The organism is Eubacterium sp. 3_1_31 (genome assembly GCF_964249515.1).
Classification (GTDB): Bacteria; Bacillota_I; Bacilli_A; order Erysipelotrichales; family Erysipelotrichaceae; genus Longicatena; species Longicatena caecimuris.
This window is the reverse complement of record NZ_CAXUBY010000023.1, coordinates 19,561-42,204: the sequence shown is the minus strand read 5'-3', so window position 1 is coordinate 42,204 and position 22,644 is coordinate 19,561. Positions and strand designations below refer to the sequence as shown.

At 37.8% G+C, this 22,644-nt stretch carries 18 protein-coding genes and 1 tRNA gene; 11 read left to right on the top strand and 8 right to left on the bottom strand.

The genetic code is table 11. The annotated features are described in order from the left end of the window. Position 1 precedes the first annotated feature (1 nt). The 3 genes from ACESSZ_RS10185 (at position 2) to ACESSZ_RS10175 (ending at position 4,222) form a co-directional block, all read left to right on the top strand. The gene (locus ACESSZ_RS10185; protein WP_008690640.1) at positions 2–1,465 is read left to right on the top strand and encodes a glycoside hydrolase family 1 protein; all 1,464 of its coding nucleotides are present in this window, start codon (positions 2–4) and stop codon (positions 1,463–1,465) included. A gap of 20 nt (positions 1,466–1,485) precedes the next feature. After that, entirely contained in the window at positions 1,486–2,337 is an 852-nt protein-coding gene (locus tag ACESSZ_RS10180) for a PRD domain-containing protein (RefSeq protein WP_119983502.1), read from the top strand. Positions 2,338–2,638: 301 nt separating this feature from the next. Then, positions 2,639–4,222: an amidohydrolase gene (locus ACESSZ_RS10175; protein ID WP_119983501.1), complete on the top strand. Its 1,584-nt coding sequence runs from the start codon at positions 2,639–2,641 to the stop codon at positions 4,220–4,222. A gap of 155 nt (positions 4,223–4,377) precedes the next feature. Here the strand turns inward: ACESSZ_RS10175 and ACESSZ_RS10170 are convergent, their stop codons facing one another. From ACESSZ_RS10170 to ACESSZ_RS10155, 4 genes are read right to left on the bottom strand one after another with little or no spacing between them, the layout of a single operon-like run. Further along, entirely contained in the window at positions 4,378–5,757 is a 1,380-nt protein-coding gene (locus ACESSZ_RS10170; protein WP_120136666.1) for an effector binding domain-containing protein, read from the bottom strand. Next, positions 5,747–6,517, bottom strand: coding sequence for a GNAT family N-acetyltransferase (locus tag ACESSZ_RS10165; RefSeq protein WP_119983499.1), 771 nt, complete (start codon positions 6,515–6,517; stop codon positions 5,747–5,749). The genes ACESSZ_RS10170 and ACESSZ_RS10165 overlap by 11 nt, the downstream gene beginning before the upstream one ends. Further along, on the bottom strand, positions 6,517–7,170 hold the full coding sequence (locus ACESSZ_RS10160) for a GyrI-like domain-containing protein (protein WP_119983498.1): 654 nt from the start codon (positions 7,168–7,170) through the stop codon (positions 6,517–6,519). Before ACESSZ_RS10160 ends, ACESSZ_RS10165 begins: the two co-directional genes overlap by 1 nt. A gap of 1 nt (position 7,171) precedes the next feature. Next, a complete protein-coding gene (locus tag ACESSZ_RS10155) occupies positions 7,172–8,155 on the bottom strand; it encodes a helix-turn-helix transcriptional regulator (protein ID WP_119983497.1) in 984 nt (327 codons plus the stop codon). Positions 8,156–8,370: 215 nt separating this feature from the next. On the opposite strand from ACESSZ_RS10155, the gene ACESSZ_RS10150 reads away from it, so the two are divergent. The 4 genes from ACESSZ_RS10150 (at position 8,371) to ACESSZ_RS10135 (ending at position 11,237) form a co-directional block, all read left to right on the top strand. Next, positions 8,371–8,682 (top strand): hypothetical protein, encoded by a 312-nt coding sequence (locus ACESSZ_RS10150; protein ID WP_008690649.1) that lies wholly within the window; start codon positions 8,371–8,373, stop codon positions 8,680–8,682. An 81-nt stretch (positions 8,683–8,763) separates the two neighbouring features. Next, positions 8,764–9,609, top strand: a complete 846-nt coding sequence (locus ACESSZ_RS10145) for a DegV family protein (protein WP_119983496.1) — start codon at positions 8,764–8,766, stop codon at positions 9,607–9,609. 250 nt (positions 9,610–9,859) lie between these two features. Then, entirely contained in the window at positions 9,860–10,660 is an 801-nt protein-coding gene (locus ACESSZ_RS10140) for a helix-turn-helix transcriptional regulator (protein ID WP_008978245.1), read from the top strand. A gap of 109 nt (positions 10,661–10,769) precedes the next feature. After that, positions 10,770–11,237 carry a VOC family protein gene (locus ACESSZ_RS10135; protein ID WP_020990896.1) on the top strand — a complete coding sequence of 156 codons (468 nt, stop codon included), beginning with the start codon at positions 10,770–10,772 and terminating at the stop codon, positions 11,235–11,237. Positions 11,238–11,358: 121 nt separating this feature from the next. On the opposite strand, the gene ACESSZ_RS10130 is transcribed toward ACESSZ_RS10135, so the two are convergent. From ACESSZ_RS10130 to ACESSZ_RS10120, 3 genes are all read right to left on the bottom strand, one after another. Then, positions 11,359–13,107, bottom strand: coding sequence for a GNAT family N-acetyltransferase (locus ACESSZ_RS10130; RefSeq protein WP_270757382.1), 1,749 nt, complete (start codon positions 13,105–13,107; stop codon positions 11,359–11,361). Positions 13,108–13,188: 81 nt separating this feature from the next. Next, positions 13,189–14,082 carry a LysR family transcriptional regulator gene (locus ACESSZ_RS10125; protein WP_008690654.1) on the bottom strand — a complete coding sequence of 298 codons (894 nt, stop codon included), beginning with the start codon at positions 14,080–14,082 and terminating at the stop codon, positions 13,189–13,191. A gap of 137 nt (positions 14,083–14,219) precedes the next feature. Continuing rightward, positions 14,220–14,585, bottom strand: coding sequence for a VOC family protein (locus ACESSZ_RS10120; protein WP_008690656.1), 366 nt, complete (start codon positions 14,583–14,585; stop codon positions 14,220–14,222). A 155-nt stretch (positions 14,586–14,740) separates the two neighbouring features. Here ACESSZ_RS10120 and ACESSZ_RS10115 point away from each other — a divergent pair, with 155 nt between their 5' ends. From ACESSZ_RS10115 to ACESSZ_RS10100, 4 genes are all read left to right on the top strand, one after another. Beyond that, positions 14,741–16,966: a bifunctional diguanylate cyclase/phosphodiesterase gene (locus ACESSZ_RS10115; RefSeq protein WP_120136665.1), complete on the top strand. Its 2,226-nt coding sequence runs from the start codon at positions 14,741–14,743 to the stop codon at positions 16,964–16,966. A 209-nt stretch (positions 16,967–17,175) separates the two neighbouring features. Beyond that, positions 17,176–17,880, top strand: coding sequence for an ABC transporter ATP-binding protein (locus tag ACESSZ_RS10110; protein WP_008690660.1), 705 nt, complete (start codon positions 17,176–17,178; stop codon positions 17,878–17,880). Beyond that, positions 17,880–21,128, top strand: coding sequence for an FtsX-like permease family protein (locus ACESSZ_RS10105; protein WP_331866740.1), 3,249 nt, complete (start codon positions 17,880–17,882; stop codon positions 21,126–21,128). Before ACESSZ_RS10110 ends, ACESSZ_RS10105 begins: the two co-directional genes overlap by 1 nt. 324 nt (positions 21,129–21,452) lie before the next feature. Next, positions 21,453–21,529, top strand: a tRNA-Arg gene (locus ACESSZ_RS10100). Positions 21,530–21,621: 92 nt separating this feature from the next. Here ACESSZ_RS10100 and ACESSZ_RS10095 read toward each other — a convergent pair. Next, complete coding sequence (locus ACESSZ_RS10095) at positions 21,622–22,626, bottom strand: GGDEF domain-containing protein (RefSeq protein ID WP_119983493.1); 1,005 nt, start codon at positions 22,624–22,626, stop codon at positions 21,622–21,624. Positions 22,627–22,644: the final 18 nt, after the last annotated feature.

Below are 22,644 nucleotides of genomic sequence, written 5' to 3'. Positions count from 1 at the left end.
CATGAGAACATTTCCAGAAGGATTTTTATGGGGAGGCGCAACAGCTGCGAATCAGATGGAAGGCGGTTGGAATGAAGGGGGAAAAGGATGGAGCGTTTCAGATTGTGCACGAGCAAAGTTTGATGTTGATGTGAAAAATTATGAGAAACAAAATGAAATTACATCAAAAGATATTGAAGAAGCATTAGCACATCCTGAAGATATGGTAAATTATCCAAAACGCCATGGAAACGATTTTTACCATCATTATAAAGAAGATATTAAGCTGTTTGCAGAAATGGGATTTAAAGTATTTCGTATGTCCATTGCATGGAGCAGAATTTTTCCAAATGGTGATGATGAAACGCCAAATGAAGAAGGATTGCAGTTCTATGATGATGTATTTGATGAATTAAAAAAATATAACATTGAACCGCTTGTAACCATGTCTCACTATGAACCTCCTTTAAATCTAACCTTATCTTATGATGGATGGTATTCTCGAGAAGTGATCGGTTTCTTTGAGAACTATGTTCGTACAATTTGCGAGCGATATAAAAATAAAGTAAAATATTGGCTGACATTTAATGAAGTTGACAGTATTATTCGTCATCCTTATACAACCGGTGGATTAATTAAGGATCGCTTTCCAAATAAAAATTTTGAAGAAGTATGTTATCAAGCAATGCATCATCAATTTGTAGCAAGCGCTTTGGCAACAAAGATCTGTCATGAAATTATACCGGGGGCAAAAGTTGGCTGCATGATTACGAAATTATCGTATTATCCTATGACTTGCAAACCTGAAGATATTTTAAAATCACAACAAATGATGCGTAATATTTATGCTTATTCCGATACACAGGTATTTGGAGAATATCCATCCTACTTATTAAGCTATTATAAAAATCATGATATTCATATCCATAAAGAAGCAGGAGATGATGAAATCATGAAAAAATATCCAGTTGATTTTGTATCTTTTAGTTATTATATGTCAAGTTGTGTTGCTGAGGATGAAACAGGTATTGAGAAAACCGCTGGGAATACGGTTATGGGATTGAAGAATCCATATCTTCCTTCTAGTGAATGGGGTTGGCAGATTGATCCTATCGGACTTCGTATTTCACTTGTAGAACTGTATGATCGCTATCGTAAACCTTTGTTTATCGTGGAAAACGGTCTAGGAGCTAAAGATGAGCTGATAGATGGAAAGGTACATGATGAATATCGCATTGATTATTATCGAAAACATTTTAAATGTATGTTGGATGCGATTTTAGAAGATGGTGTAGAATTGATGGGCTATACATCCTGGGCATGCATTGATTTAATCAGTGAATCCACAAAACAAATGTCAAAACGTTATGGTTTTATCTATGTGGATGTTGACGATTACGGCAATGGAACGTATGATAGATATCGGAAGGATTCTTTCTATTGGTATCAAAAGGTTATTCACCATAATAGTTTAGATTTTGAATGATAGATGAAGGAGGAAAGAGAATGGCTAAGATCAAAAAAGTTTTAAATTCCAGTGTTGTTTTGGTCGAGGACGAACAAAAATCCGATTTTATCATATTAGGAAAAGGGATAGGTTATGGTAAAAAATCTGGCGAGAATATCGATGTGAATGACTCTACCTATCAATTTTATATACCTGTTGTGAGTGATAAATCAAAACAGATTATGGATCTTTTAGATGCCATTTCTCCTGAAGTATTGGAAGTGACCCATCAGGTTATTTCTTTGGCTAAAGCAGATTTACATACAGAGTTTAATGATAATTTGTATTTTGTTTTAGCAGATCATTTGAACTTTGCGATAGAACGTTTGAAACAAAACATGGTAACAACCAATCGTCTAATTTGGGAAATACAAAATTTTTATCCCGAAGAATATGCTGCCGGTGTTCATTGTTTAAAACTGGTTAATAAAGCATTACATATTCAACTTCCGGATGATGAAGCAGTGAATATTGCGTTTCATTTGGTAAATGCGCAATCCTCCAATAACCCGGAATATGACAGTGCTCGTTATGCGAAATTAATAGGAGAAATCGTAAATCTTGTTCGTTATTCATTGAATAAAGAGTTTCATAAAGATAGTATACATTATTTACGCTTTATTACACATATCCGTTTCTTTGTTGAACGATTTTTCACGGATAAGATGTTAGAGGATAATGGCGATAGTTTCTATTTAACATCAAAAAATCGTTATCAAAAAGAAGTAGAAGTGGCGAATAAGGTAAAAAGTTTTCTCTATGATCAATATCAGAAACTTATCACTGATGAGGAAATGTCTTTTCTAATCATACATATTAATCGTTTATTACGTGATGAACCGTCTGTTTAGACGGTTTTTTCTTATGATAAGAGTTTGATTGCATCAAAGTAGAATGTAAAAAAAGATGCGAAGAGAAATTTATAGATTTCAAGAAAAGAGTGCTTTTCAAAGCTGTCTAAAGCTAGCTATGAAAACAGAATATTGGATTTACATAGCTAAAGAAGCATATTGGTATTTTACGATGGCATAAAACAGCATCATAAATATTCTCATACATAAAGCAGTCATATGTCTTAAGATGCCTATCTTTTGATAAACCGTATTTCTCACATGATTGTAAGCTATAATAAAGGTAGAAAGTAGGGATAAGATGAAACATATCTATGTAAATGGAACTATCTTGACAATGGAAGATATGCAAAAACAAGTAGAAGCAATTTGCTTTGAAGATGAGCGTATTGTGGGATTAGGAAATCGTTCTGATTTAATAAAACGTTTTCCAGAGGCAGAAATTCATGATTTGTGTGGGAAAACAATGCTGCCGGCCTTTCTTGATGCACATTCTCATTTTACAGGAGTAGCCAATGCACTTCGCCTTTGTGATTTAAGTGATGCAACATCATTTGATGACATCATTATAAAAATGAAGGAGTTTGCGAAAGATAGAAAATTGGGAAAGCAGGACTGGCTGATTGGTGCGAATTATGATCATAATTTCATGAAAGAAAAAAGACATCCTGACCGACATGTGCTTGATGAAATCAGTATGGAGCAACCAATTTACATTTCTCATGCATCTTCACATATGGGAGTTGCCAATAGCGCTGCCTTGCAGGCATGTGGATTACATAATGCAATGAAAGATCCAGAGGGAGGAAGATATGGCAGAGAAGCTGATGGCAGTATGAATGGTTATATGGAAGAAAAGGCATTTGTATCTTTTCAAAATCAAGTACCTATGCCATCCATGGAAACAATGTTAGAGCTGATGAAAGAAGCACAGGCAATTTATGCCAGCAACGGGATTACCACAGTGCAAGAAGGATTTACGCAATCATCTTTATTTCAGTTATTATTGGCTTCCGCTAAGTCAAATACCCTATATCTCGATGTAGTTGCTTATGCAGATGTAAGTGAAGAAAAAGATTTGTTTACCCAATACCCGACGTATGAGCGGTACCAGAATCATTTGAGATTAGGTGGTTACAAGACGTTTGCTGATGGCTCACCACAAGGTAAGACGGCATGGATGTTGGAACCATATCGTGGAAGTGAAGATCGTGGGTATCCGGCGATGACAGATGCGCAGATGTATCAGCGTATTGAAAAAAGTATTATAAATAAACGTCAATTGCTCATACATTGCAATGGCGATGCTGCCGCAAGACAATTCATTACACAATTTGAAAAGGTCATGAAACAACATCCTGAGGCAACGACGCATCGTCCGGTCATGATTCATGCCCAACTGGTTCGTAAGGAAGAACTGGAAAGAATGCCGGCATTAGATATGATTCCATCTTTCTTTGTTGCGCACACCTGGTATTGGGGCGATATTCATATTGAAAATTTTGGGAAACAAAGAGCGGATAAGATTTCACCGGCACATACAGCCAAGGAATTGCAGTTGCCCTATACCTTCCATAATGACAGTCCGGTCATTCCACCAAATATGTTTAAAACATTATGGTGTGCAGTGAATAGAAAAACAAAGAGTGGACAACAGATAGGAAATACAGAAGCTTTATCTGTGGAAGATGCCTTGCGTGGCTTGACGATTCATGTGGCACATCAATATTTTGAAGAAGATAAAAAGGGAAGCTTTAAAGAAGGAAAACAAGCAGATTTTATTCTTCTGGATAAAAATCCTTATCTGGTAGATAAGACGAAGCTAGATACGATACAAGTGTTAGAAACATGGAAAGATGGTAAATGTATCTATCAGAAAAAATGAATGCAAAGTAATCATTTTTTGCATTTAAAAGTACATGAATTCAAAGAAGTTAGGAGTACCTTAGTAGTACATTAGGAGGTACATAGTTATTTTTTATGTATCTAAGTAAAAGAAAGGAATGTCTTTTACCTCAAAAATAGGTATATGACATTCCTTTATAATGTTAGTTGTAGTTGTTCATTTGGAATCGCTGATTTATAAGCACGTATAATATCACTCATACGATATAAGATGCCATATTTGCGACACTCTTTCACAAATAGTTTATACAAATGTCGAGAGTTTGGAGAATTACAGGAATAGCATTTATGATAATGTTCTTCATACGTAAAACGTAATCCGGGATAATGCTGATCTAGCCAGTGATAATAATAATCCCGTTGATTGTCACGTAAAGATAAACCGAAGCCGCCATATACAAATATAAAATTGGCATGAGCTTCATGTGCTTTTTGAACAATGGTGAGAATATTTTCTTCGGTATCATTAATAAAAGGCAGGATAGGCATTAAGAGGATACCGGTAAATAAGCCGGCTTCGCGTAATGCTTTTACAGTTTCAAAGCGTTTAGAAGATACCGGGGCAAAGGGTTCTATTTGTTTCGATAAGGAATCTTGCGCACAGGTAATCGTGATTTTAAAAATGCTTGGATATTGTTTAGCGATACGTTTTAATATGTCAATGTCACGTAGAATCAAGGTGCTTTTCGTATCAATACCGACCCCATAGCCATAACGTTCGATTAATGCTAAGGCTCCTTTCGTAAGACATTGTGTTTTTTCAAAAGGATTGTAGGTATCCGACATAGCGCCAATGCCAATCGTTCCTTTCTTTCGCTTTTTTCGCAGTTCCATTTCCAAAATTGCCAAAGCATTTTGTTTGCCTTTGACAATATCAAAATCAGCAACCTGATAGCATTTACTGCGTGAATCACAATATACACAGCCATGACAGCAACCCTTATATAAGTTCATATTAAAGTCCATACCAAACCATGTGTTGGCATTGCTATTTCTGGGTTGTGATGCTAAAAGTGTCTTAGCAGGAAGATAGGCAAAGGGGGTTACTTCTTCCTGTATGGGGATATACAGCTGAATGGTGGATGTGGAAGATTGAAACATAAAACCTTCCTCATATACTTCATAATAACAGATAGTTGAAGATAGAGCTTGATAAGGGGATGCCGGCAGTTCCTGCTTCCATATCGTCGTAATGGTTTCCGGCAATTGATCCATACCTCCATGATGCGTAAAATGTAAGAAAGCACCTCTGGGAATGTGGAACAGCTCAAAATCCAGAGGATAACAGTTGAGTGAGGGAACACCGCAGAAATAATATAATTTAGTGTCTTCACGAAGCATAATACCGTATTTTATCCAAGGTTGTGTTAAGGGCATATGCACACTTTTTAATTTTGCATTGAATTGTTTCCAGAAATTTTTGATGAGCAAATGATTCTCTTGAAGAGAAGTAGTGAGAAGGATACGTTTTCCAACCAGAAAGATATCATCCTGATGTACATATTCACTTTTCATATTGGGAAAGCAGCTCCTTTAATTTCTTTTCTGATTGGATTTCATGCGTAATAAAGCGATGATTCAAAAATAGAGCATAAGTTGTTGTAGGACAAGGAAGCTGTTGAGCTTCTTCTGTTGTCTTGAGGTGATGCACATGTACCTCCCAATTAGCTTCTTGAGCAAGCTGCGCTGCTTTTTCCCCATAACATGCAGCATGTGGACATTGACAGCTATAATATAAGACAAAGCCATCTTCTTCACATTGTAATGTTCTGGCATGCTCCAGAAACTTTGGTATGATCGCATCACTTTCTTGCGGGGTATCTTTGATGGGAAGATAGTAAAGTTGATATGGGAAGATTTCATCAACGAGCTGAAATCCATAATGCTCAAGATAATGACGATCTGCTAAATAGGGCTGTTTCTTTTTTGCAGAGATTACACATATGCCTTGTTTACCACGAGCTTTTGCGTCTTCAATACAATAGGTAAGCAATTCATGTGCATAGCCTTTTCCTTTGTATTGTCCTGCGACCCATAAGCAATTGATAAACAAACAGTTGTGTGCTTGTATTGGCACCCAAGCCTTTTCTGCATCGATATATTCTATAAAGACCTTACCTCGAACATTTGCTTTTAAAAAGACCAGTCCTTCCTCTAACCGTTCTTTAAGCCATGCTTTCTTATCAGCTGCACGATGCTCCCCTTTTTTCTCGGTAATGGCACAACAAATATGTTCAGTAGCTAAATTATCCATCGTAAGCTGTATGTACTCCATCATTCTTCCTCCTTTTTGCTAATTGGCAAACGCAATATTGTTTTACGTTTTTCTTCCTTTGTCCGATGAGGATTGCTGAGATAAATTTCATGATGAAACCGCATGTATGACTCATTCACTGCCACTTGATATCCTTCTGCTTGCGCATAGGCATGCAATTTGGCGATGGATTGTGGCTCATCATCATAGGATCCGATGTGTAGTATTTGCACACAATCGCCTTCTTCCCATTCCCATAGACTTACTTCTGAAGTATCTGCATCGGGATGTTTTTGTTCATAGCGTAAGCAAGCTTCTTTTAAGACTTCCGCTGTCACAAAAGCAGGTAATCGCATGATGGAATACCAATGCAGCTGATCTTTGTGAGCAGTTTCCAAGGTTTGCTCATTTTCCAACCACCATAAGCCTTCTAAAGGAGCTACTACAAAGGGAGAATAACCGGGAATCTCCCATTGCTTTTTCATGCTCATCTTAATTGTATATTGTAATCCATATAATAGACGCACCGCTTTTGCATAAGCACCATCCTTTTCATTTGGATTTCCTGTCCCTGCTATTTTGAGATAGCTTGCTTTAGGAAGTGTGATGCGCATTGGCTTGGTTTTTACACCATAGGCATCTTTCATTTCTTTCTTTACATCATAGGCGTTCATATTATTTTTCCTTTCTCTTTTTAAAAGCAATGCCATCTGCATCAATAGAGGACTTTTCTTTTGTTTCTTGTGTATGCAAAGCGATTGTTTCTACATCTTCTTCATATCGTTTCTGCATGGCTTGTAACCGTTGTTTAACTTTCTCTTTTACTGTTGAAGGAGAAAGTACCTTGGCATAAGGCCCATACGACAGTAACATGCCATAAACCCATTCATCCTCAGGGAAGCTGATATGCACAAGGAAATTCCCATCTTCCAGTTTCTCTATCTGCTCATAAGCGTATTCATCATACAGGCGATAGGCCATACAGCTATCCACCCACAAGGTGATATCTGTTGTAGCTATTGGAAGTGTCTTATCTTCTGCATTTGGACACTGCATGGGTAAGAAAGTTTCTTTTTCCATGAACACCTCTTGCATACGCGAGAGCTTGAATAAGCGATAATCCGCTCGTGTGGTACAATAGGCTTTTAAATACCAGGTATGTTCTTTAAACCAAAGTTGGAGAGGATAGGCATGACGTTTGGTTTGGATGCCATTGCTCCCACAATAGGTGAAGGAAATGGCATGGCGTATCTGAATAGCATCTCGTATGGTTTCAAAGAGCTTGCGAGAGCGATTGGACCAATCGGATAAATCCATGGCAATCCAATCTGTTTCCTGTTGATGGAATAAGGTGCGCATGCGTTCTAAGGTATCATTCGTATCATCGGTAATGGTTTGGACACCTTTGAGGGCAGATAGGATGAGCTGTTGTTCTTCTTCGCTTAATAAAGCACGATTTAAGATGAAGTGTTCCATTAAAAAGATACCGCCATCTTTTCCTTTATTGGTATAAATGGGAATACCGGCAGCGCTTAAGGTATCAATATCACGATAAATGGTGCGTGTTGATACTTCAAAACGTTCTGCCAACTCTTTGGCTGTCACTTTCTTACGGTATAATAAGAGATATACGATTTCAAAGAGGCGTTGTAAGTGCATAGGATCCCTCCGTTCTATTCTATTGTAACAGATGAATATGACAGATGTCTGTCATATTTAAAAAATGTCGATAAGAAAAAATAGAACAAGCATCTTATTCATCATAAACCATCAGCAAAGACATATTGCTAGATTGTGGTTATCTGCAATGATGCTGTCACTTTTCATTATCATGGGAAAGGAGTATAATAGACAAGAAGAAAGAAGGGTTTTCGATGTTAAATAACGCAGTAAATCGTGAACGATTGATGGGCTATGCAGAAGATGTCTTACTTCCTGCAACAGCGAAAGATATCACGCTTATGGAAACGGTGGAAGAAGAAGGGGAAGAACTTTCTTTATGGCTTGTCACCATGGAAGATGAAGAGGAATATTGGCTGTTGGAGAATGGAAGTCCTTGTGGTATCTATAAACGCAGTGGTATTTATGAATCATCACAACGTGTATTTGATACTTATGCAATCCAAAAAGAACAGGCTCAGCAAGAACCGGTAAAAGACCGTTTTGCCTATGGCTATGAAAAATAAGAATCTTTCTTGCGCATAGAGGTAAGAAAGATCAAAATAAAAAACAAAACAGCTAAGCTGTTAGAAAAGAAGGTGGACGCGATGAAGATTGCAGTATTAACCGACAGTGGCAGTGCTTTAACAAAGGAAAGTGGAAAAGCGTTAGGGTTATATGTAGTGCCTTTAGAGGTCATAGACGGCACGGATTCTTTCCGGGATGGTGTGGATATGACAACACAGGAACTCTATGAGCGCTTAAGGTTACAGCATACACCTAAAACAAGCATGCCATTAACTTCTGAAATTGAAGATGTACTACAGGAAATTAAGCAAAATGGCTATACCCATATTATCGCAGTCCCTTTATCCTCAGGGTTAAGCGGTACGTATAATACGATGCGTATGTGTGCAGAAGATCTTGCCATACCTATGACCATTATTGAAAACTACACAACTTGTGATTTACAGTGTCATGATGCTTTATTAGCATTAGCATGCAGCAAGCAGAATATGGAGCCAGAAGCTATCAAGGCATATGTGGGAGATAAGGTAAAAGAAAGTGGCACTTTGATCTTACCCAACGATATTCAACATTTAAAACGTGGGGGACGTTTAACACCACTTGCGGCAGCTGCAGCCAGTTTGTTGAAAATTAAACCGATCTTAACAATTGGACCTGAGACAAAGGGCAAGATTGATGTTTATGAGAAAGTAAGAACCGAGAAAAAAGCGCAACATGTAGCTGTGCAGGCGATTTGTGATATCATGAAGAACAGCGAAGGGGATATTTATGTCATCCATTCAGACTGTTTGGATAAAGCTACTGAAATAGCTGATATATTCCAAAAGGAATGTCCTTTGGTAAAGGTACATGTCAATACGATTTGTGCTGTGATCAGTGCCCATACCGGCTTAGACTGTATCGCTATTCAATATATTAAAAAATAAGATATCGTTTCAAGGGTTATCCACTTGTAAAATTTACCTTAAACTATTTTCAAGGAAAGCTGTCATCCATTAGATGAAGCTTTCCTTCATAATTAGAGAGAAATGATTATCCGTTAGGTGAAGAGGTTCTTAAGATGTTATCAAGTAAACCGATTATTAGAACCCTTAAGAAATGTTTTTAATCATTATGCTTGATGTGAAAAAGAAACGATATGGCTTTAGAAAAGATATGGAAGGAGAGGAATGCCCTATGCAGATGATCATTGAACCAAAGCGTTTTCTGCATAAGACGTCTTCTCATCTCTATGTGCAACCGCATCCTTTCCTTAAAAAAGCAGTGGCACATTATACTATTTTGCAGGAAAGTGCTTATACCGGCCAAGAAACCTTGCTCTTAGTTCCGGATATCAGCGGATGCATCGTATTCAAGGTGAAAAAGAATACAATAGATGCTCAGTATTGGGGTCCTACAACAAAACTAGTCGAGGTACAGGCAGAGCCAGACGATGCATATTTCAGTTTTTTTATTGAATTTCATCAAGGTGGTGCTTATCAGCTATTTCAGCGAGGGTTACAGGAACTGCTAGATGAGAAGATTCCATTGTCAAAGATTTTGCCAGAGTTGCAAGAGCAGATGATTGAGGCTTATATGCAAAGTACGACCTTGGAAATGTTTTTAGCTAAGATTGATAGCATATTGTTAAGTGGTGAACGTAAGGACAGCCATATAGTGACGATGTTGCGAAAACAGATGCACCCACAAGTGTCTTTAAAGGAAGTTGGAAATGCGATTGGGTACAGTGAACGGCATGTACAGCGTATTTTTCTGGAACAGATTGGCTGCAGCATGAAACACTATCAAAGAGTACAGCGCATGAATCTGGCAATCCATCTCTTACAAAATGCGCATTCGCTGATTCAGGTGGCACAGCTGTGTGGATATTATGACCAGTCGCATTTTATTCATGATTTTATTCGAGTGTGTGGCTGTACACCGAAAGCTTATGTGGAGAAGATGACAAGTTATTATCAAGAACCTTATAAATTTTAAACCTGTCGCCTTGACAGGGGGCAGATGAAAGGGCACAAGCTGTCCTTTTTTTACAATTCTATGTCTTGTGAATCGTTTATACTGATTACAAGAGAGAGGAGTGTTACAAATGGTAAAATTTGAAGGAGGACTAATCTGTGTGAAAGATATTCAGCGATCACGCAGATTGTATGAGGAATTATTGGGACAGACAATGCTAGAGGACTTTGGTGAAAATATTGTGTATTTAGGCTTTGCATTACAAGAGAAGACATGCTGGGCATCGTTTTTAGATGTTGCACCTGTTGATATCAAAGCGGGTCGTTATGATCATGAGTTATACTTTGAAACTGAGGATTTAGATGGTTTTATAGAAAAGATGAAAGCATATGATGTAAAGATTTATCAGCCAATACAAGTAAGTAGTTGGGGTCAGCGAATGATTCGTTTTTTTGATTATGATGATCATATGATTGAAGTAGGAGAATCGATGGATTATCTGATTTTAAACTATATCAAGCAAGGACACAGTGTAGAAGAAACACATGAAAAATATCAATTTTCTATCGACTATATCAACAACCTATTAAAAAGGTAAATATCCTAAAAAGGCCCGCTGTTTACAGCGGGCATAGTTATTTATATGGAAAATCTGATGCTTATTGAGAATGCGACATCTATACATTTGTTTAGGTTTGATCGTATCGCATAGGATATTATCAGATGGTTTCATTTATATATAGATGCTCTAGCGGTAAGGATGGCTTGTGCAACTGCTTTACCATCATGACAGTCATTAATTTTCCTTTGCCAATCACATCTTCTTCAACAGAGGTACGCAGATAAACTTTATTTGTTGTCTGGGCTAAATGAGATAGCATATTGGTAAACACTTTCGGTGTTGTATATGCACATTCTATAACTTCGACATCCTGCTCATGCTCTTCGATTAACAGATAACCGCATGGTTGTTGATCTTCTTCATAGACATACAATGTCTGTTGCCACAAGTCAGCATAAGGAAGAAATTGTTGAATAAAGTAATCCTTATCACGAATGCGATAGCCCTCTTTGTCTTTTGTGTATGTCTGATAGATGTCCACAAGCGCCGATATTGTAAACTGTGTAGTCAGTTTACCTTTTTCTTCATCTTGTAAATATGCCTGCTTATCCAATTTCCAACGTTTACACATATAAGTTTCCACAAAGCCGCTTGATTTGTAAATTTCCCATTCATATGCCTGTAACAAAATGAAGTTTGCCGATGCATAGGGCTCTTTTTGTAAGACACTATGCAGCAATTGTTTCATATAGCCACAGCCTTCATATGCTTTTTGCGTAGCGACACCGACAACGAAATAGACACGTTCTTTTTTTCCGTGTAAGGAAATATCCATCGGACGTAACTGCAACATAGAGATCAGTTCCTGTTGACTTGTTAACAGCCAAGTATCTTCTTCATGATAAAAATGCGTAAAATAATATTGGCTAGATGCTTTTGTTTCATCTGCAAAGCTTGTTTCCCATAACTGCATAACGGCATCTTTCCAATGGGCATCTGCTTGATGAATCTTTAAGGCTTGATGACAACTGCCAAACTTTTGAATCTTATATATGGGCTGCATGTCACTCTTGGCTTTACGCAGCTCCGGAAGTCCCATATCATCTTCTCTGTTTAGGTAACGGATGGTATCCGGAAGGGTTTCTAAATAGCATTTCAAAATAGCAATATATAAACCACGATATGCGCGATTTGCTTTTTCCACATGAATTTGTACCATATCTTCAGCCAATCTTGAGGTTATCGAAAAGGCTTCTAATTGATTATCTATGTAAATACATCCACCTTCTACAGGTAATTGTTCCCAATATTGAAACAAGAGCTCAATACCGATGATTTCAGCGTCGATTGTTTCATACTCTTCTTCCTTTTTGGTTGCTTTCCAACGCTTTAAAAAAGCCATAACATGAGGAATATCTTCGCGTGTTAAAGGTTTATAATAATACCTTCCTTCATAAAGCTTTTCAAAAGCATGAAAGTGATTACGGCGTTTCTGCATTTTCTTACCGGATAAAGTTTGTTGCTGCATGCGATCATATACATAATCGCGTGCATTATAACAATCCCAAATTAAAAACGCTTGGGGATATTCCTTTATGAGCCAATCTTTAAACTCTTTAGTCATAGAATGGACCTCAAAGGCGATATGCAATTGCTCACTGCGCTTTGCAAGCATTTCTAAGGCTTCTTTACGGTAAGGCAAGGCACAATATGGCATAAGCCATACAGGCTCATGATGCGGCATTTTCGTATATACCAAAGCAAAGTGTTCATATGTTTCAAAATAGGCCTCATAGCGATTAGACCACATCAGCAATGTCATAGCGTTTGAGTTATATTCATGGTAATCAGCTAGCGCGATATAGGGTTGTAATTCTTTCCAATTTTCAATCGTTAGTTTTTTCATAAAACCTCTCTTATTATTACTATGGTATATTATAGCGCGGTTATCATAAAAAACAAGAAATTTGCTTATAGCAGCGACTTGCTACTTTGTGTATAAGCATTCACCTTTTTGGAATTCTTCCAATAAACGACGATAATCATCCGCAAACTGACTATGTTTACGCCATAAAAATGTAATGTCATGATGCAAAGGCATGCCTTTTAAAGGAAGGATGACCAGACTGCCTTCGGCAATCTCTCTTTTAGCGGTGTTTTCATAAAGAAACGTAATGCCACAGCCTTTCACAGCAAGTTCTTTAATCAGATGAACACTGCCAATTTCCGTATAGGCAGTGAAATCATGTATGGCAATATTCTGTTCTGCTAAATAGCGTTCTAGGATTGCTCTGGAGCCGCTGCCTTCCTCACGTAATAATAATGGACAAGTTAGAAGATCTTCCAGTGTCGTAAGGCTTTGCCAATGGGGAAAGGATGGGGCACAGACCGCAAGAAACGGCTCTTTGCGATAGCAGATGGCATCATATGCATCTTTTGCATAATATCCTTCCACAAAAGCGACATCCAGTTTTCCTTGATCAATACTTTTTAATAAAGTTTTGGTGTTATCAATCGTTAAGGTAATGCTGCGGTTTGGATGTTGTTTTAAATAACTGGCAAAGGCATCTTGCAATAACCCTTCGGCAACACTTAAGGTAGCTCCAATGGCTAAAGGAGCCTCTGTTGGTTGTTTCATTTTTATCATTAATCGTGTTTCATCATGCTGTTGTGTTTGCATGGCATTTAAAAGTAATTTTCCGGCATTTGTTAAATTTAATTTCTTTCCTGTAAACGTAAATAAGGCACATCCATAATGTTGTTCCAAATAATGAATATGCTGCGACACAGCCGGCTGCGTAATGTGCAAACGCTCTGCGGCCTTTGTATAATTCATTTCTTCACATACGGTAAGAAATGTCTGCATACGAAAATCAAGCATCCTAACACCTCCTGTTCATAATTGCTATATCTTTATTATAACATTCTTTACATATACCTAAAAGAAGGGCTAAGCTTATCTTTTAAGAAAGATATAAAAGTAAGCAAAAAAACCACCCTAGTGGTTTTTAAATAGTTTTAGGCTGGAACAATTTCCAACCAATAGCCATCCGGATCTTCGATAAAATAAATGCCCATCGCTTTATTTTCATAACATATACATCCCATATCGGCATGTTTTGCATATGCCTGTTGGAAGTGATCACAAGAAAAAGCAATGTGACTTTCATTTTCTCCTAAATCATAAGGTTGTGGATGTTCTTTTAACCATGTTAATTCCAATTGGAATTGGTGAGTATCATCTTCCAGATAAGTTAATTGAAAAGAATCATCTTCTGCTTTTTTAATCGCTGCCACATGCAGTCCTAAGGCTTCTTCATAAAAAGCAACACTTTTTTCAATATTTGTGATATTGATATTACAATGGATTAATTTAAAATTCATAAGCTAGCTCCTTTTTCTTTATTATACGACATAGCTGTGTTCGGAAACAAGTTTTTATCTGATAACGAGAATATGAAACCTAAGAAAAACCGACTTTCCTCTATTTATTTTTTATGATTTGCGTTACAATGAAAGAGGTATCAGGAGGTTGGGACATGCAAAACGAAAAGAGTAAATCTTTGCATTTTACAGAAGAAATGGATCGTTTAAGCACTTTGTTGAATCGGCATGCCGGGGAAGTGTGTTTAGAAAAAGAATTGAAAAAAGCAATCCTGCGCAACCAGCTTTTATGTGTTGCCCTGATCGATATTAATGATATAACCGATATAAATACGAAATATGGTCATGATGCAGGTGATGCTGTTATCCAACAGGTTGCACAATGTTTAAAACAAGATCTGCAGCAAGAAGAATATGCTGCACGATTTAGTGGAGACGAATTTCTTTGTATATATCCTGCAAAACAGCGCCAAGAGATTCATGATCGTTTACAGAAGATAATGGAATATCTTGCCCGTAAAACCGATAAGGATGCATTTCACATCAGTTTTTGTTATGGCCTTACCCTTGTAGAACCGACACAAAAGATCACGGCTAAACAAGTAATCATGGAATGTGATGATGCGATGTATCAATGGAAACGCCGTTATCACTTAGATAAGGCACGTTATTCTATCTTACATCATTTTCTTGAAGATGAAGATGCCAGACAATTTTCTTATGATACAAAATGTCTGTTGCATGCTTTAGTAGCCAGTACCGATGATTATATTTATGTATGTAATATGGCAGAAGATCCCTCTACTTTTTTATATTCGCAAGCAATGGTAAAAGAGTTTGGGCTTCCTCAGCAGGTGATTCATGATGCGGCTTTGGAATGGGGCAAGCACATTCATGAAGCGGATCAACAAGCCTTTTTGGAAGCCAATCTGGCCATTGCAGACAATCGCAGTGATTGTCATAATGTGGAATACCGTGCTAAGAATTGCCGTGGGGAGTGGGTATGGCTCAGATGTCGGGGACATGTGGAGCGGGATATGGATGGAAATCCAATCTTATTTGCCGGTATGATAACCGACCTTAGTAAAAAGAATAAGATCGATCATTTAACAGGTCTGTTTAATAAATATGAATTTGAAGATACGATTGAGCAAATGCTGACAAAAAAGAATACTCGTCCATTCAGTGTGATGCTGTTGGATCTAGATAATTTTTCTAATATCAACAAGTTTCACAATCATCGTTTCGGCGATGAAGTATTAGCAAAAACAGCTCAGCAGATTCAATCCATCTTGCCGCAAGGGGCAAAGATGTATCGTCATGATGGTGATGAATTCCATGTGATTTTCGCTCAAGCTGCTTCCAAAAAACAGATGGAAGAAGTATTTGCGGATATTCAGCATATTTACCGTACCCAGCAGGAATTAAATGATCGTAAATATCATATTACGATTTCGGCTGCTGCATTAAATTGTCCAGATGATGCCGCAGATGTCATGAATATCTCAAAGAATTTACGTTACGCATTGGATCACAGTAAACGCAATGGACGGAATCGTTTAACATTTTATGAAAAAGGCATGCGGCTGCATGAAATGCGCGAGCTTGATCTGATAGAACAATTGCGTTACAGTATTGAACACGATTTTATCGGTTTTGCATTGCACTTTCAACCACAGGTCGATGCAAACACCAAGCAAATCGTTGGAGCTGAGGCTTTAGCCAGATGGAAGAGCGATATTTATGGCAATGTGCCACCATTAATTTTTATTCCCTTGTTAGAAAAAAGCGGCTTGATCAATGAAGCAGGCAAATGGATCTTTCAAAAAGCAGTGCAGTACTGTAAAGAAATGACGACGATACTCCCTACTTTCTGTGTAAGTATCAATTTATCTTATATACAATTAAGTGATTTGCAATTTCTTGCTTTCATGCAACAGGTACTAAAAGAAGAAATGATCGATCCTTCGCATATCATTGTGGAGATGACCGAAAGCTATATGGTAAAAAATGATGATATGCAGCAAACATTATTTCATAAGATCCGCGCTTTAGGCATTCGCATTGCCATGGACGATTTTGGAACAGGCTTTTCTTCTCTTGGGGTATTAAAAAAAGCACCGGCCGATATTGTTAAGATTGATAAAGTGTTTATGAAAGATGTACTCACCAGCAATTTTGATGCGACGTTTATTCGCTTTATTGTTACCCTATGTCATGATGTGAATATAAAAGTACTGTTGGAAGGGGTAGAAACAAAAGAAGAATATGAAAAGGTAAAAACGATGGGACTTGATTACATTCAAGGGTATTATTTTGGAAAGCCCCAACCTTTTCAACAATTTAAGAAAAATTGTGAAAACAATACATCAGATGTTTAAAACGGTATGCTCATACCGTTTTTCCTCTTTTAGTATTCCTTATTCTATGAGGAATGGAAGGGAAAAGTGTGTGTAGGATAAGATTGCTTTGGTAAGCTTTTTTAAAACAGAAGAGAAAAAGCGCAAAAACTATTGAAAACATGGAAAAGCCCTGCTTTTCAACGAAAATTCTAGTATAATAGAACATGATAGAAGATGGAGGCGGCTTTATGAGCGCATATATTGAATTTCAAAATGTAAAAAAAATATATCAGATGGGTGAAGTTCAGATTGAAGCATTAAGCGGTGTGGATTTTTCCATAGAGAAAGGTGAATTTGTCGTCATAGCCGGGGCGAGCGGTGCCGGAAAAAGTACGATTTTAAACATCCTTGGTGGTATGGATAGTGTAAGCAGCGGAACGATTTATGTGGATGGCAAAGAAATCAGCGCCTATAATGCAAAACAGCTGACCACCTATCGCCGTTATGATATTGGTTTTGTATTTCAGTTTTACAATCTGGTACAAAATCTGACGGTAAAAGAAAACGTGGAATTGGCAACACAAATTTGCAAAGAACCCTTAGATATTGATGAAACGATTGAGGCGGTAGGCTTAAAAGAACGCAGTCAAAACTTCCCGGCGCAATTGTCCGGAGGAGAACAGCAGCGAGTAGCCATTGCCCGTGCTATTGCTAAAAATCCTAAACTTTTGTTATGCGATGAGCCTACGGGAGCTTTGGATTATAATACTGGGAAACAGATATTAAAACTTTTGCAGGACACCTGCCGCCAACGTGGGGTCAGTGTCATTGTTATCACCCATAACTTGGCATTAACTGCCATGGGGGATAAAGTTATCAAGGTGCGCAACGGAAAAATTGAAAGTGTGACGATCAATGAACATCCGCTGCCGGTAGAAAGGATCGAGTATTAATGACGAAAAAAGCGCTTTTAAAAGATACCTTTCGTGAAATGCGAAAATCGCTGGGACGCTTTATTTCCATTTTTATGATTGTGGGAATCGGAGTGGCGTTTTTTGCTGGAGTAAAAGCAAGTGTACCTGATATGAAGGGGAGCGCAGATAAGTATTTTGATGACTATAATCTGATGGATATAAAAGTTATGTCAACAATTGGCATGAGCAAAGAAGATGTGCAGGCATTGACCAAAGTAAACGGAGTAAATGGTGTTTATGGCAGCTATAGTATGGATGTGGTAAATATGCGCCATAATCAGATGCGTGTATTTAAGCTTATGTCGATGCCCCTTGACAGTGCTGCGAACAATAAAAACTATATCAATCAAGCCAGAGTCATCGAAGGACGCTTACCTAAGAAAAATGATGAATGCGTAATTGAAAAGGATGCTATTCGTCAATCCGGTATGAATATCGGTGATAAAATTACCTTTGCAAGCGGAACAGAGGATGCCTTACGTGATCGTTTAAAACGAACAACCTATACAATTGTCGGCAAGGTAAAAACACCATATTATTTATCTTATGAAAAGGGCAGTTCGTCAATTGGCAGTGGAGAAATTAATAATTATGCGTTCATTCCGGAAGAAAATTTCAAAGGCGAATATTTCACGGAAATCTATTTAACACTAGATAATGTAAAACAGCTGAATTCCTATGATGATGCATATTTTGATATTGTGAAACCGGTAAAAAAAGAGGTTACGTCACTTGTGGAAACAAAGGTAGCTGATCGTTTTCAAGATATACGCGACAAAGCATTGCGTAAGATTGCGGATGGACGTAAGGAATATCGAAAGCAAAAACAAAAATATGATAATGAAATAGCCAAAGCGCAACAAAAATTGGCGGATGCGCAAACATCATTACAGGATGGACAGCAGGAATTAAATCATAAGAAACAGACAACGGCCATCACCTTTCAGGAAAAAGAAGCAGAGCTTAACACAAATGCAAATAAGCTGAAGCAAGCGCGTCAGGAGTATGAAAAGGGCAAAGCCGAATTCGCAAAACAAAAAAAGACGGTACAGCAACAGCTTGCCTTATTGGATAAAAATATCGCACAGTTGCAAGCACAGCTGCAACAATTAAAACAACAAAAGGCCGCCTTGGATGCTCAGCTTGCTGCTCCTGATCTTAGTGAAGATGAAAAACAGATCTTGTCTGTAAAACAGCAGGAAATCATTGCCGGAATGCAAAAACTACAGATGACGTTGCAGCCATTACAAACGCAAAAGCAAAGCGCTCAGACACAGCTTGCGCAAGGTGAAAAAAAACTGACGCAGAGCAAACAGCAGATAGCTTTGGGGGAACAGCAATTAAAACAAGGTAAGATACAGTTAGCAGAAGCTAAAAAAACAGCTGAACGTGAATTTGCTTCTGCGCAACAGACAATCAATCATGGAAAAAAAGAGTTGGCAAATGGGCAGCGGGAGTTAAATGTACAGAAAAAAGATGGTGCTGATAAATTAAAGAAAGCAAAAGAAAAACTTGACCAAAGTGAACAGGATATCAACGATTTAAAGGAACCTAAAACCTATGTATTAGATCGCCATTCACATTACTCTTATATGGACTATGGCAGTGCTGCAGATCGTATGGGCGCCATATCAAAGGTATTCCCACTTTTCTTCTTTTTGGTAGCAGCACTTGTTTGCTTAACGACGATGACGCGCATGGTAGATGAACAGCGTCAGGAAATCGGTACTTTAAAAGCACTTGGTTATACCAAAGCACATATTGCGATGAAGTATATTATTTATGCGTCGATTGCCAGTGTATGCGGCGGTATTTTTGGTGCGGTGATTGGCATGATTATTTTCCCTACCGTGATCTACAATGCTTGGGGTATTATGTATAATATGCCATCAGTGCAATTGCAGGCACAGATTCCATTAGCAGCCACAGCGATCCTGTTAGCATCCTTGATTACGGTAGCAGCTGCCATTATGGCTTGTTACAAAGAGCTGATCGAAGTTCCTTCCCAATTGATGCGTCCAAAGGCTCCGAAAAACGGTAAGAAGATTCTTATGGAACGTATTCCATTCATATGGAAACATTTTAACTTTATTCATAAAGTAACAGCTCGTAATATCTTCCGTTATAAAAAACGTTTCTTTATGACCGTAATCGGAATCAGTGGCTGTACGGCTTTACTGTTGGCCGGTTTTGGCATTCAGGACTCGATCGGGGAAATAGCCGTAAAGCAATATCAGGAAATCTATGCTTTTGATATGAGTATGGAATTTGATAGTGATATAACAGCGTCTCAGAAAGAAAAGTTATTAAAAAAGGTCCAAAGTCAAGATGCTGTTAAAGAGGCATCGTCGATGGCTGTCTACCATGGCTTTTATGCGGATAGTGGTGAGGATAAGGGCATTGATCTTTATGTACCATCGGATGTCCAACAGTTCCGTGATTATATCATGCTGCGGACACGAAAAAGCCATGAACTGCTTACCTTACATGATGATGGGGCGATTATTACGGAAAAGCTTGCCAAGATGAAGCATTTATCAATAGGCGATACGTTTGCTGTTGATAATGGAGATGGTGTAAAACGTAAAGTTAAAATCAGTGGGATCTGCGAAAACTATGTAGGTCATGCTTTGTATATGACACCATCCTATTATAAAAAGATTTATCATCGTTCAGCGAGTGATACGACAGTGTTTGCGAAATTAAAGACAACAACTAGTGAAGTGGAAAATGCTTTAGGTAATACTTTAATGAAAGAAGATAACGTCAGTTCACTCACTTTCTATTCCGGTATTGCTTCAAGCTTTGAAGATACCATTTCTTCCTTATCTTTTGTTGTTGTGGTATTGATTATCTCCGCCGGACTGCTTGCCTTTGTTGTCCTATATAACCTGACGAATGTTAATATCTCTGAACGTCTGCGAGAGATTGCAACCATTAAGGTCTTAGGTTTTTATGATAATGAAGTATCCGCTTATGTTTATCGTGAAAATATCGTATTGACCTTTATCGGTTCCATCGCGGGAATCTTTGTCGGTATAGGTCTGCATGCACTGATCATGAGCCTGGCAGAACTTGAGAATGTCATGTTTGGCCGCAATATCTATTTGGTATCCTTTGGCTATGCCGTGGCAATCACGATGTTGTTTGCTATCATGGTTAATTTAGTAATGTATCGAAAGCTGAAAAAAATACCAATGGTCGAATCTTTGAAATCAATTGAGTAAGCAATCACAATTTAAAAAAGGAAGTATGAATGTCATTGCACAATCTTATCCAAAACACGATAGTGAAGAGGATGCATGATTTTTGTACTTCCTTATTGTATGTTTTCACAGAAGGCGATGATCTTAAGTTATACTCTGGAAATACACATGCTCGAAAGGATGTTCTTTCCATAAGTGTTGTGTGTATGCAAACATGGTTTATGAAAGCATAATTTCAATCGTTTTATGTGGAGTTTACTTTTTAATATACGTATTATGGAGGAAAAGCTTTAAATTGCTTATGGCACAGCATGCATTGTTGTGCTATAATAGGAAAGCTGATATGTGCCCGTAGCTCAATTGGATAGAGTATCAGATTCCGATTCTGACGGTTGCAGGTTCGAGACCTGTCGGGTGCGCCAATAAAATGAAAAAAGTCCTGATGGACTTTTTTTGATATATCGGCAAAGCTTGAATAAACCTTATCGTTGCTATATAGGATGATATGCAAATATCAATGCTTTGTGTCATAAAAACAGATGGTGTTATCGCTATGTTTCTTAGCTTCATACATGGCTTTATCCGCATGTTGCCATACCTTATCAAAGTTTGTACCATGTATCGGATAATAGGCAACACCAACGCTTAACGTAATTGTCTGTGCAATATCAAGTGCTTTTTGTGCTTGTTTCCAATAGGTAAAAAAGCTATTAATCTTATCTTCTACACAAGTGATATCACCTTCACAATTTGTTCCATAGACAACAAACTCATCTCCGCCAATTCGTCCGCATAGCCCTTGGAAGAACACGGTTTTCATGCAATAAGCCAGCGTTTTCAACACCTTATCACCGAAAGGATGTCCATAGCTGTCATTAAACCATTTAAAATGATCAACATCAATCATCAGCATGATGCCATAAGCATGTTTCGCCATAGTCTGTTCAATCTGTTTTTCACAATATTGGCGATTCCAGATATCCGTCAAATAATCATATTGTGAGTAATAAAGAACCTGCTGATTTCGCTCTTCTAATTCTTTCGTCTTTTGCGCAATGCGCTCTTTCAACATCCGATTGCTTTGATCGACAATGTGTTTAGGAAAAAATTCATTATCCATCTGATTATGATCACCAACGGATTGATGGACATGCAAAACTTTCCATTGCTCATTCTTATAATGAAGCAACATGGTAAAGCGTGTTGTGACCTCATAAATAATGCGATTTTTTCCATTTTCTTTTGTATGCAGTTCCCCTATGATATTGAAGGTATGCGCATCACACGCATATCCTTGATACCATTCGCGAGTGATGAGAAAGGAACCATCCCATTGTTCTTCTTCCTGATACAGCTTCTGAAAACACTCCGCACTGGTATGACAGATTTCATGCGCCCCTGTACCAATCAGCGTCATTTCCTGATCAACAAAGGTGGCTAATGTTTTATAGTCTCGCTGTTCTAAATAAAGATGCCATATTGTACGGCAGATGTTTTTTGCCTCTTCTATTGTTTTCATGATGTCGACTCCATTTAC